Here is a 12,718-nt window from a genome sequence, read left to right as displayed (position 1 = left end):
TCCTGCAACCAGGTAAATCAGCCCCGGCTAGATGGTCAAAGGTGGATTGAAATAAAGACGGATATCCTCCATCAAACATTGTCCAGGAACCCGTGAAATCTTGATTTTTACCAAATACCTTTGAACGGTGTCCTATTAGCAATCAAAAAACAAAGTATATTCAAGGTGTTGCCATTTGATTTACGATCATTGATCAGCAAAAACTCGTATATATTTGCCAAGGTGTTCTAAGTATTGAAGGAATATATGTACAGTCATCAATGACATGATGGCTGTTTTTCTTGGAGTGGAAGCATCTTTCAACGTGGTTACCAAAGATAAATAGGGGTACCTTAATAGAAATGGTTTTTTATTGGGCCTATTATCCGGTATTTTTTAATTTTACAAGGATGTGACGGTCAAACATGAAGGACATGTATCCCAAAAATGGCAGGGTCATTCTCCATGTAGACATGAATAGTTTCTATGCTTCAGTGGAAATGTCATATGATGTTTCATTAAAAGGCAAACCGCTTGCCATTGCAGGCAATGTTGAAGAGAGAAGGGGCATAATCGTCACCTGCAGCTATGAGGCGAGGAAGTTCGGGGTTAAAACGACCATGCCGATTTGGCAGGCGAAAAAACTATGTCCTCAATTAGTCATTCAGAAACCGAATTTCGAGCGCTATCGAAAGGCATCACTGGCTATTTTTGATGTTTTAAGGCAATATACAGAGATGGTTGAACCGGTTTCGATAGATGAGGGGTATCTCGATATTAGTGAATGCGCCGAATTGGGTTCGCCTTTAGATATAGCCAATAGCATTCAGGAAAGAATTTTTAATACGATGGATCTCCCTTGCAGCATCGGGATTGCCCCTAATAAATTTTTGGCTAAAACTGCTTCTGATATGAAGAAGCCAATGGGAATCACCGTGTTAAGGAAACGGGACATTTCGGAAAAGCTCTGGCCTTTACAAGTGGGCCAAATGCATGGCATCGGGGATAAGACCTCGGAAAAACTTCAAACTATCGGGATAATGACGATCAGGGACCTTGCACACGCCAATGATAGCCAACTTAAACAGCTTCTAGGGATCAATGGCATCCGTTTGAAAGATAGGGCTAATGGAATTGACTCAAGGGTAGTGGATCCTGAAGCGATTTTTGAGCATAAGAGCATTGGGAACTCGACAACTCTTCCGCATGACTCCACCAATCAAAAAGAATTGATCGGTGTATTGGATAAGCTTTCCGGGAAGGTAGCCGTCCGTTTGAGAAATAAACGCCTGCTTGGTCAAAAAATAGGTGTGACGATCCGTTACAAAGACCGCCGCACAATAACGAGAAGCAGAACGGTCCCTAATCCAGTTTTTGAAAAAAAGGATATTTTGGGTGGAGCTATCGATCTCTTTATGAAAAATTGGAATGGGGAAGGAATCAGGCTTCTTGGTGTCACTGCGTATGATGTCATCGAAAAAGAGTCGGCCTTCAAGCAACTGGATATTTTCTCCTTTCAAGAGGATGCAGAAAAAGAACCTCTGTATGAAGCGATGGAACACTTGCAAAATAAGTACGGAGAAAATATTATTAAAAAGGGATTACCCTTGAAAAACCGTTCAATAGGAACAGACACTAGCTTCAGCAAAGATTTCTTTGGGCAATCCAGGAGGAATGATCCTTCTTTTGACAAAGAATAGCGTACAAGCTGTGTAAAGATATAGAGAAGGGAAAGATGAAGCATGACAAAACAGCAGATTGGCGTTATCGGACTGGCCGTAATGGGTAAGAACCTTGCATTTAATATTGAAAGCAGAGGATATTCAATTTCCGTGTATAATCGCTCAGGATCAAAAACGGACGAAATGATGAAGGAAGCGGAAGGCAAAAACGTAACAGCCGCTTATACGCTTGAAGAATTCGTCAATTCTTTGGAAACGCCACGCAAAATTTTATTGATGGTTAAAGCCGGAGCGGCAACAGATGCAACGATCGAGCAATTAAAACCGTTACTTGAAAAAGGTGATATCGTTATTGATGGAGGTAATACCTTCTTCAAGGACACTCAGCGCCGCAATGAGGAATTAAGCAAGCTTGGCATCCATTTCATCGGTACAGGCGTCTCAGGAGGGGAAGAAGGAGCTCTAACAGGTCCATCCATCATGCCTGGAGGTCAAAAAGAAGCATATGAACTTGTTGCACCAATCTTGAAGGATATCTCAGCTAAGGTCGATGGTGATGCTTGCTGTACATATATCGGACCGGATGGGGCAGGTCATTATGTTAAAATGGTACATAATGGTATTGAATACGGGGACATGCAGTTGATTTCCGAATCTTATTTCCTTTTGAAAAATCTCCTTGGATTATCTGCTGAAGAATTTCATGAAGTCTTTACTGAATGGAATGAAGGGGAACTTGATAGCTATTTAATTGAAATTACTGCTGATATTTTCAAAAAATATGATGAAGAAACTGGCAAGCCGATGGTCGATGTCATTTTAGATAAAGCTGGCCAAAAAGGTACAGGGAAATGGACAAGTCAAAGTGCGCTTGATCTTGGTGTTCCACTTCCAATCATTACGGAATCCGTGTTTGCCCGGTTTATTTCAGCAATCAAGGACGAGCGTGTTGAAGCGAGTAAAATCCTTCGTGGTCCAAAAGCCGAATCATTTACAGGCGACAAAAAGGCTTTGATTGAAAATATCCGTAAAGCACTTTATATGAGCAAAATCTGTTCATATGCACAAGGATTTGCACAAATGAAAGCAGCATCAGAAGAAAATGACTGGAACTTGCAATATGGGGAAATCGCGATGATTTTCCGTGGCGGCTGTATCATTCGTGCACAATTCCTCCAAAAAATCAAGGAAGCGTACGATCGTGAAGCGAACTTGAACAACCTTCTTCTAGATCCATACTTCCAAGGGATCGTCGAAAGCTATCAAGGAGCTTTACGTGAGGTAGTGTCAACGGCTGTGATGAACGGAGTTCCGGTTCCTTGCTTGTCATCAGCACTTGCCTATTTCGACAGCTATCGCACAGAAACGCTGCCAGCTAACCTGATTCAAGCTCAGCGTGACTATTTTGGAGCTCATACTTATCAACGTATTGATAAAGAAGGAACGTTCCATACCGAATGGATGGAAAAATAAAAAGTTCAAGCCGGTATAAAAGGGGATTCCCTTTTATACCGGCTTTTTTTTGTTGTAATATTCATCATGTTAAGGACCTCGAATGCACAGAAAAAAAGAGGGCGCTTCTATGTAAACTGGCACCCATGTCAAGGACACTATAAAAAAAGAGATTAAGCAACTAGAAGATGATTCCTATATTGAATTGGAGTCATCTTTTTTAAATTCCACTGATATCGATAATTGTTATAGTAAACCGTATAATGATTTATTTTCCTCTTTAATTCTTTCAATGTTCTAGCCGACCGATAATCTACTTCATCTTTTAAATGACCAAAGAATGATTCCTGTGGGGCATTATCCCAACAGTTCCCTCTCCGAGACATAGATTGGCCTAAACCATATTTTTTTACTAACTTTTGATACCTTGGGCTGGTATAAAGGCTTCCTTGTTCCGAGTGGATAAAGGCTTCTGAATGTAGAATAACTTTCTTTTTGTTTATTAATTTCTTGATCGTCTGAGTTGCGATGTCTAAAGTGATACGGTCAGAAACATGATGAGCTACTATTTCGTTAGTGGAGGCATCTTTTACGGTCGACAAATAGGTCGTGCAATTACCGTTATATGGCAAATAAGTAATGTCGGTTAATAACATTTTCCCAGGAACTCCTTGCTTAAATTCTCTGTTTAGCTTGTTTGGAACGACATGGTGCTCTTTTGTTGCCTTAGCGATCTTTTTATAAGGATTGGGCCTTCTATGAGGGCAGACCATTCCAAATTCCCTCATGATTCTTTGAATCTTTTTTCGGCTGCAGAGATGGTTATAGTCATTCTCCAATATCATTTTAATGGAGCGTGAACCTTTCTTATATTCCCGATGATTAAACGCCTTTAATATCATCTCTTTCGCTTCTAAGTCTAATTGTTCTCTTGCTTCTCGGCTATCGGATGCTTTTAGATAGCTATAGTACCCCGAACGGGAGACCCCTAAAAGGTCACAAAAATATTTGGTCATACGCTTAAATTGATGCTGTTCAATGGTCTCATAAATCAACTGAAATACTCTACTCGGATCTAGGTTTTCGCTTGCGTTTAGCAACCTCCTTTCTGTCGTTTCTAGCTTTTTTAACAGCTCCACCTGTCCCTCTAGAAGCTTAATCTTCGCTTCTTGCCTTTCAATAATTTCTGACTGAGAAAGTTCCCGTTTCATTGGCATGCCAGAAGCTATTTTCCTTGAATCCGTAAGCCCAATTAACCCTTTCTTTTCATAAGCTTTATTCCACCTGTAGGCAGTTTGTTCAATTCGCTTAATTCCTAAAAGATCCACGTCAAAGCCATTCTCCACAAAAATTTGACGTGGGAGTTTGCCAGCTAGATATTCATTCATAAATCTATTTTTAAAGTCGTCCGTATAGGTAATAGCTAAATGACTAACACGTTGTACATTGGGATTCTTCTGAGTATTTTTATCTCGTTAGTTGAAAATGTTATCTTGCTCATGTTGTCTCCTAATCCACATATCTTGAAATTCAAGTATATAAAAAAATACCTGTAGATAAAACACTCTTTTTCAAGTGTCCTAACTACAGGTACCCTATTACTATGCACCCTCTTTTTTTACTATCTTCGATGCTCTACAAGGTCAATGACCCCTAATACAACATGTGCCAAACCGAAACCAAAAACCGTATTAGCTACCATTTTGTTTGAGCCCCGGGTCTGCTTCATTGCATAACCCGCAGCTGTCACGGCTGTGCCCAACGCTGTTGGAATTAATCCTTCACGAATGTCCATAAGTTTTAATCCCTCCACACCAAAGTTAGTGGTGCCATCCTCTGACACCTTTTCTAGTGTAACCTTAGCAAGGACTTAGCATTCTTTTTCCATGAGGGTGAAAAATGGTAAAAATGAACTAGTTGTAAATAGTCCCAATTAATTTACCTTTTTTAGGAAAAACGTAGTATGATGTATGTCATTCATCCTTGCTTTTTAGGTTTAAACACCTGCGGAAAAAGGAATATGGACATTGAAAGAGTTCGACGGACCGTAGGATACAGTAGGCAGAAAGAAGAGAGAAGGAGCGGAGACTTATGTTCATCATCTGGTGGGCTGTAGCCATTTTTTTATTTTTCATTGCCTTGGAATCTGGTGTTTCCTTTTGGCTTAATTCAGAAATAGAGGAAGAAATGTTTAAGCCCAAGGAAATGTTTGATATTATCCGGAATAAATTGCTGAGGAAGAGTGTTTCATGAATAAAGAAGGGATGCAGAATCAAATCTGCATCCCTTCTTCATTTCAATCAACATCATTTTCGTTTTTCTTGATTTCCCACCAAATATGTCCATCTTCTGCCAGGAGTTCATCAGATGCCAGTGGACCTGTGGATCCCGCTTCATAGTTAGGGAAAGACTCTTCCTTTGTATTTTCCCATGCATTGGAAATGGTATCGACGAACTTCCATGATAGGGCAACCTCGTCCCAATGCGTAAAGTTTGTAGCATCCCCGCGCATGCTGTCAAACAATAGCTTTTCATATGCCTCGGGAGAATTGATGTGTTCGATCCCTTTGTTGGAGACGGTCAGCTTCACTGGCTTTGTATTTGATGTCGTTCCGGATTTTTTAACATTTAAGTACAGTGTGATCCCTTCATCAGGCTGGATATGGATAACGAGAAGATTCGGGTTCAGCGTTTCTTCCGTTTTATAATACAGATTCATTGGGATATCTTTGAATTGAACGACGATATTCGTTGATTTGACATCCATCCTCTTTCCGGTACGGATATAAAAAGGAACACCGGCCCAACGGAAGTTGTCAATCATCAATTTACCCGCCACATAGGTCTCTGTGTTGGACTCGGGATCTACGTTATGTTCATTGCGGTAGGCCGGAAGTGTTTGACCGTCTATCGTTCCTTCACCATATTGGCCACGGACGAAGTATTGATTGACTTCGTCCACTTTCATTGGTCGAAGTGAGCGCAATGCCCTCACTTTTTCGCTTCGAATCTCTTCTGTCGTCAAAGCGATCGGAGGTTCCATGGCAAGCAAGGCCACCATTTGCAGCAGATGGTTTTGGACCATATCCCTTAGGGCACCGCTGGTTTCATAATAACGCCCACGTTCTTCAACGCCAAGAGTTTCGCTTGAAGTAACCTGGATATTGGATATGTATCTGTTATTCCATAGCGGCTCGAATAGGGCATTTGAAAAACGTATGACCTCAATATTTTGTACCATTTCTTTACCTAAATAATGATCGATACGGTAGATTTCATCTTCAGCGAATGCCGTTCGAATCTGCTCATTCAATTTTTGTGCTGTTTCGAAACTGTGTCCAAATGGCTTTTCTATGACAAGGCGCTTATATCCATTCGTGTCAGTAAGGCCTTGAGCTTTAATCTGTTCGGCAATCGTTCCGAAAAACTCGGGTGCCATCGCCAAATAGAAGATCCGGTTTCCTTCTAATTGATATTGTCCGTCCAATTTTTCGGCAATGTCTTTCAACTGCAGGTATGATTCCGAACTGGAGACATCATGGGAGTGATAATGGAAATGGGAAATGAATTCGTCGACCTTTTCTTCCGCATGTCCGAACGTAAGTATGGAATCCTTGACACTTGTTTGGAACTCCTCGTTCGTCAAGGGCCTCCTTGCTACTCCAACGACGGCGAACTTATTGATTTTCTCTTTTTGAAATAGTCGATATATGGAAGGGAATAATTTCCTCTTCGCTAAATCTCCGGTAGCACCAAAAATCATGATCAATGCTGTGGGTTTATTATTTTCTGTCATGTTAAAACCTCAACTTTCCGTTAAATCTGTCTATAAAGTTGGAATTCCCGTATGTGTACCAATTTCTAATTTTACGTTTAGCTTTCCCTCAAAGCAATCAATTTGCGCATTTTTTCTCATATTTCATTAAAAGTTTAATTTGGGTTCGGTTTTAATGAGTCATAAATGAAAGAGCACCTTGGTTATGCTATAGTTAAGTCATAAAGTATTTGCAACGGAGGTAGTATGAGTGGATTTCGTTTTATTGGGTACAGGCGCTGGCGTTCCGGCTAAAGCACGCAATGTGACATCAATCGCCCTTCAATTATTGGAAGAACGAGGGACGGTTTGGTTATTCGATTGTGGGGAAGCAACACAGCATCAAATATTAAAAACGGCGGTCAAGCCGCGAAAGGTTGAAAAGATATTCATCACCCATTTACATGGTGACCATATCTTCGGACTACCTGGATTTTTAAGCAGCAGATCTTTTCAGGGCGGAGTGGATAAATTGACCGTATATGGTCCACGAGGCATAGATGCATTTATTAAGACGAGCTTGCAGGTGAGTGGAACTCATTTAAAATATCCCTTGGAAATCATCGAAATAGAAGAAGGCGCAGTGTTTGAGGACGAAAAATTCACGGTGACGGCCATGTCGCTTGATCATGGCATTTACAGCATCGGTTACCGGATTGTGGAAAAAGATCGTCCAGGAAGCTTACTGGTCGACCGGCTGCGGTCTGAAGGTGTGGAGCCGGGGCCTCTTTTTAAAGCATTGAAAAATGGACAAACGGTCTGTCTCGATGATGGCCGTGTCTTAAATGGGAAGGACTATCTCAGTGCTCCGCAAAAAGGCCGGATCATCACGATTCTTGGTGATACAAGAACGTGCAGCAATGCGCTCATTCTTGCTGAATCGGCGGATTACCTTGTTCATGAAGCTACATTTTCAGCGGAAGAATCCGAAATGGCATCAGCCTATTATCATTCGACCACCGTTCAGGCTGCAGAAACGGCTTTGAAAGCGGGAGCTAAGCATCTAATCCTTACGCATATCAGCTCACGATATACTCCGGAGGATGCTGAGAGGCTAAAAGAGGAGAGCAAAGCGATCTTTGCAAACACGATTATGGGTGAAGATCTAATGGCAATTAAAGTTCCTTTGTATTCAGAGGAATCGGGCAGCTGAAATCAAAGCCAATGTTTGGTATAATTAATCAATTATTCATTGGATATTTAAAGGAGTGTAAATATGACTGACAAAAGTGACCTACATACTAAAGCAATGGATTTTCTCCTAAAAACAAGCCGTACTTTTTTCATTCCAATCAGCTATCTTCCAAAGGGATTAAAAGAGGCTATTGGAGCTGCGTACCTTTGCATGCGCGCCATCGATGAGATCGAGGACCACCCAGGTCTTCCTGCAGATATTAAGGTTTCCCTTTTACAGGCTCTTAGTGAGCTGCTTGATGCGGATTTCAGGGAAGAAGACCTTCAATCGTTATTTGAACCATATAAGGATGATCTTCCCGAGGTGACCCTGTTTCTTTCGGACTGGATTGAATTTTGTCCTCCCGGTGCAAAAGACAAAGTCTTGGAGTCGACAAAGGAAATGGCCGAAGGCATGGCAAAATGGGTTACGAAGGACTGGCAAATCCATAATGAAGAGGAACTCGATGATTACACATATTATGTTGCAGGTTTAGTGGGGGTCATGCTGTCTGATATGTGGAATTGGTACGATGGAACCGAAACGGACCGTGAACTTGCCGTCGCATTTGGCCGTGGTCTTCAAACGGTCAATATCCTTCGTAACCGTGAGGAAGATGCAGAACGCGGTGTAAACTTTTATCCGGATGGCTGGGGTTTCGACGAGATGCTTGCCCATACGGAACATAATCTTGCATTAGCCGATGCATACATTGGAGAGATTGAAACGAAAGAGATCATCCACTTCTGTAAAATACCCTTGGAATTGGCAAAAGCCACATTGAAAGCCCTGAAAGAAGGCAAAGAAAAAATCGATCGTACTACAGTTACCGAAATTGTCAGCCAGGTTGTCGAACACTGATTTTTCATAAAGCTGCTGTGAAAGATACCATACCTTTCACAGCAGCTTTTTTCATGTTTTACATTCAGAACTCGAAAAATTCTAAAAAGTTAAAAAATATATTGGAATAATTGGGACTAAACGATTATAATTTAGGAAATAAAAGCGAAAAAGTTGACGTCGCTAGAAAAAACCTAATCTTAAATAAGAAAAAAGCGGGGGGAAAATATGAAAAAGAAATTATATTCAACTGCAGCTATGACATTGGTCGCAGGGTTATTATTGGCTGGGTGTGGAAATGACAAGGAAAAAGATGCGGCAAAGGGTGACAGCAAAAAGGATACCTTCAACATTGGGGTAACACAAATCGTTCAGCATGATTCGCTGGATCAGGCTTATGAAGGATTCCAGGCGGCATTGAAGGATAGTGACATCAATGCCAAATATGATCTTCAAATTGCACAGGGTGACCAAAATAACAGTCAAACGATCGCCAATAACTTTGTTGGGGATAAAGTGGATTTAATCTTTGCCAATTCTACTCCTAGTGCTCTTAGCGCTTTGAATGCGACAAAGGATATACCAATCGTTTTTACATCGGTTACCGATCCTGTAGCGGCGGAGCTCGTTACATCTTTGGATAAGCCAGGCGGAAATGTGACGGGTACGACGGATTCCCATCCTGAAGCCATTGCCAAATCAATGAAATTCCTGGCAGAAGAAATTGGCGCCAAGACAATTGGGACCGTTTATAATACAGGGGAGCAAAATTCCGTCGTCCAAATAAAAAACGTGAAAGCGGAAGCGAAAAAAGCGGGATTGAAAGTCGTGGAAGCATCTGTCTCCACTTCTGCCGAGGTTAAACAGGCAACGGAATCATTAATCGGAAAAGCCGATGCTTTCTATATCATTACTGATAATACCGTTGTCTCCGCACTGGAATCGGTCATTTCGGTGGCAAATGATAAAGATATCCCATTGTTTGTTGGTGAGCTTGATTCCGTGAATGCTGGTGGTTTTGCAGCATATGGCTTCAGTTACTATGATATCGGTTATGAAGCGGGGCAAAAAGCGGTTGAAATCTTGAAGGATGGCAAAAAGCCTGGAGATATCGCAGTTCAATATCCACAAAAACTGAAATTGGTCATCAATGAAAAGGCAGCAAAAGATATGGGTGTTGAAATAAAAGAAGAATGGAAAGCAGATGCTGAGTTTGTAAAATAAACTCTGCTTTTGTTCGGGGAAGGAAGAAAAAAATGTTCTCAGCTTTATTCAACTCTTTTGAGTCGGGAATGATTTATGCGATCATGGCACTAGGTGTCTATTTAACATTCAGGATTCTCGACTTCCCGGATATGACAGTGGAAGGCAGTTTTGTGACAGGGGCCTCTGTGGCCGCCATTATGATCGTAAACGGTTTCTCGCCAGTCATAGCCACGTTTTGTGCCATGTTGGCAGGTTTCATTGCTGGGACAATTACGGGATTCCTGCATACGAAAGGAAAAATCAATCCACTCCTGGCAGGTATCTTAATGATGATTGCCCTCTATTCCATCAATTTAAGGATCATGGGTGCATCTAACATTCCGTTGCTTTCTCAAACGACCATTATCACGAATATCCAGGATGCCTGGGCTGGCACTGGCCTGGACAATATGTTGAATGGTCTTTTATCGATCGTGGGCCTCGGTGATAGCTTGCCAAAAACGTGGGCCATACTAATTATTATGTTGCTTGTAGCTTTAATCATTCAAGCTGGAATGTCAGCTTTTTTAAAAACGGAAATCGGTCTTGCTTTACGTGCGACGGGTGATAATGAAGCAATGGTCAAGAGTTTTTCCGCCCATACAGGCAACATGAAGATCCTGGGACTTGCAATCGGAAATGCACTTGTGGCTTTTTCGGGATCGTTGGTTGCCCAATATAACGGGTTTAGCGATATTGGCATGGGGATTGGAATCATCGTCATCGGATTGGCATCCGTCATAATTGGCGAAGCATTATTTGGCTCAAAAACGATTGCACGTGCGACACTTGCGGTCATTGGGGGAGCGATCATTTACCGAATTGTCGTAACATTGGCACTTCGCGTGGAATTCCTTGAAACAGGTGATGTTAAATTAATTACGGCACTTATTGTGGTCGGGGCACTTGTCATTCCGAAAATTACCGATAAACAAAAAGAGAAAAGCCGAAAGAAAAGGCGTCTCAAAGAAATACAGATGCGCCATGGTGAGACTTTATCGAAAGGGGGAGAAGGATATGCTTCAGTTAAATCAGATTTATAAGGTCTTCAATGAAGGGACACCAGATGAAAAGCTAGCCCTTGGGAATCTGGAACTGCAGATGACAAAAGGCGAATTTGTAACAGTCATCGGGAGTAATGGAGCAGGTAAATCGACGCTGATGAACATGATATCCGGCAAAATTCTCCCTGATGCCGGTGAAGTCTTCATTGATGGGGAAAACGTGTCGGCTATTGAGGAACATGCCCGTGCTAAAATGATTGGCCGCGTTTTTCAGGACCCCATGCTTGGTACGGCACCACATATGACAATTGAAGAAAATATGGCGATCGCCTATGGCAGAACCAATAGAAGAGGTTTAGGCTTCGGGGTGACAAAAAAACGGAAAGAGCTTTTTAAAGAATGTTTGGGTACCCTTCATTTAGGTTTGGAAAATCGGATGACTGCAAAAGTGGGATTATTATCAGGAGGGGAGCGCCAGGCATTATCATTGTTGATGGCGACCTTCACCGATCCTAAAATCCTGCTTCTTGATGAACATACTGCCGCTCTCGATCCTTCCAGGGCAGAGCTTGTTACAAATCTGACGAAGGAAATCGTCGAAAAGAACAAGCTAACGACGTTGATGGTGACTCACAATATGCAGCAGGCAATCGATCTTGGAAATTCCTTGATCATGATGGATAAAGGACAAATCATTTTTGAAGCAAGAGGTGCTGAAAAGCAGCAGCTTACCGTTGAAAAACTGCTTAACGAATTCCAGCGCATCAAAGGGGAAAAAATCCTCAATGACCGTGCAGTGTTGATTTAAGATGAGAAAAGGCCCGACCCAGGCGAGATTGATCCTTGGGTCGCGCCTTTTTATTTTTGGGGTGATTAATTAGAGCAGGTCCTATTACTGAAGAAATGCTCGGCATAAGAAAAATGGCTATCGGTGGGGTGCTCATGATCCATCTTGAATGATAAATCGATGTTAATCGCTGTCGGCTGTGCTCCATGATGAACTATCATTCTTTCTGTTTCCAAAAATCATTTTTATGAATGGCTTTTTCTTCGTCTTTTTAGTGGCAGCAGCTTCTTCAGCCGCGAGGAAATAATCAAACGGCTGACCCATTGGTGTTTCTAACGCTTCGATACGGGCTTCGAGTTTCTTAACGAGTTTGTGCATTTCTTCCATTTCACTTCTGTGCTGTAAAAGCTGATAGGATACAACATCGTCCGCTTTTGTTTTCAGACCATTTTCAAGCCGGGTGACCCGTTCTAGCAGTTGATCATGTTCTTTATCCGGTTCGGAGTGTTTCTGGATGGTTGCTTTTCTAATCTTTTTCTCTGAGATGCTGACCTTTTGGAGAATGATGCCCTCGTTCAGCTGATCTTGGATTTTTCTCAATAATGCAATGTCTTCATCCGAAAACTGGTAGTGGCCAAGCTGATTCCGTTCTACTTCCATGTTCAATTGGGTGACCCAGCGTTGAATCGTACTATGGGAAACATTCAGTAACCGGGCAACTGCACTTGTATTCATCGAGAT

General features: G+C 41.8%; 12 protein-coding genes. 8 read left to right on the top strand and 4 right to left on the bottom strand.

The features are described from left to right. The first annotated feature begins 404 nt into the window (after positions 1-404). Both ACFX4I_RS06615 and gndA read left to right on the top strand, forming a co-directional pair. Complete coding sequence (locus ACFX4I_RS06615; RefSeq protein ID WP_230302517.1) at positions 405-1,679, top strand: DNA polymerase IV; 1,275 nt, start codon at positions 405-407, stop codon at positions 1,677-1,679. Positions 1,680-1,721: 42 nt separating this feature from the next. Then, a complete protein-coding gene (gndA, locus tag ACFX4I_RS06610) occupies positions 1,722-3,134 on the top strand; it encodes an NADP-dependent phosphogluconate dehydrogenase (protein ID WP_230302516.1) in 1,413 nt (470 codons plus the stop codon). Between the two features lie 152 nt (positions 3,135-3,286). On the opposite strand, the gene ACFX4I_RS06605 is transcribed toward gndA, so the two are convergent. Then, positions 3,287-4,614 (bottom strand): IS3 family transposase gene (locus ACFX4I_RS06605; RefSeq protein ID WP_377419739.1). Its coding sequence is split into 2 segments (ribosomal slippage): positions 3,287-4,572 and positions 4,572-4,614, totalling 1,329 coding nucleotides; the frame shifts between segments, so codons are not numbered across the junction. 120 nt (positions 4,615-4,734) lie between these two features. Beyond that, entirely contained in the window at positions 4,735-4,908 is a 174-nt protein-coding gene (locus ACFX4I_RS06600; protein WP_034308217.1) for a hypothetical protein, read from the bottom strand. 296 nt (positions 4,909-5,204) lie between these two features. Here ACFX4I_RS06600 and ACFX4I_RS06595 point away from each other — a divergent pair, with 296 nt between their 5' ends. Next, entirely contained in the window at positions 5,205-5,366 is a 162-nt protein-coding gene (locus tag ACFX4I_RS06595; RefSeq protein WP_230302515.1) for a hypothetical protein, read from the top strand. Between the two features lie 43 nt (positions 5,367-5,409). Here ACFX4I_RS06595 and zwf read toward each other — a convergent pair whose 3' ends face one another. After that, the gene (zwf, locus tag ACFX4I_RS06590; protein WP_230302514.1) at positions 5,410-6,909 is read right to left on the bottom strand and encodes a glucose-6-phosphate dehydrogenase; all 1,500 of its coding nucleotides are present in this window, start codon (positions 6,907-6,909) and stop codon (positions 5,410-5,412) included. A 229-nt stretch (positions 6,910-7,138) separates the two neighbouring features. On the opposite strand from zwf, the gene rnz reads away from it, so the two are divergent. The 5 genes from rnz to ACFX4I_RS06565 all read left to right on the top strand — a co-directional run bounded on the left by rnz (position 7,139) and on the right by ACFX4I_RS06565 (position 11,998). Next, complete coding sequence (gene rnz / locus ACFX4I_RS06585; RefSeq protein ID WP_230302513.1) at positions 7,139-8,080, top strand: ribonuclease Z; 942 nt, start codon at positions 7,139-7,141, stop codon at positions 8,078-8,080. 63 nt (positions 8,081-8,143) lie between these two features. After that, entirely contained in the window at positions 8,144-8,962 is an 819-nt protein-coding gene (locus tag ACFX4I_RS06580; protein WP_230302512.1) for a squalene/phytoene synthase family protein, read from the top strand. A 207-nt stretch (positions 8,963-9,169) separates the two neighbouring features. Beyond that, positions 9,170-10,165, top strand: coding sequence for an ABC transporter substrate-binding protein (locus ACFX4I_RS06575; protein WP_377419736.1), 996 nt, complete (start codon positions 9,170-9,172; stop codon positions 10,163-10,165). Between the two features lie 32 nt (positions 10,166-10,197). Beyond that, on the top strand, positions 10,198-11,229 hold the full coding sequence (locus tag ACFX4I_RS06570; protein ID WP_377419734.1) for an ABC transporter permease: 1,032 nt from the start codon (positions 10,198-10,200) through the stop codon (positions 11,227-11,229). Next, positions 11,204-11,998, top strand: a complete 795-nt coding sequence (locus ACFX4I_RS06565) for an ABC transporter ATP-binding protein (protein WP_377419732.1) — start codon at positions 11,204-11,206, stop codon at positions 11,996-11,998. The genes ACFX4I_RS06570 and ACFX4I_RS06565 overlap by 26 nt, the downstream gene beginning before the upstream one ends. Positions 11,999-12,160: 162 nt before the next feature. Here the strand turns inward: ACFX4I_RS06565 and ACFX4I_RS06560 are convergent, their stop codons facing one another. Further along, positions 12,161-12,712 carry a MerR family transcriptional regulator gene (locus ACFX4I_RS06560; protein WP_098369874.1) on the bottom strand — a complete coding sequence of 184 codons (552 nt, stop codon included), beginning with the start codon at positions 12,710-12,712 and terminating at the stop codon, positions 12,161-12,163. Positions 12,713-12,718 lie beyond the last annotated feature (6 nt).

The sequence above is a fragment of the Peribacillus sp. YIM B13472 genome (genome assembly GCF_042788005.1).
Classification (GTDB): domain Bacteria; phylum Bacillota; class Bacilli; order Bacillales; family DSM-1321; genus Peribacillus; species Peribacillus simplex_E.
This window is presented reverse-complemented; position numbering and strand designations above follow the sequence as displayed.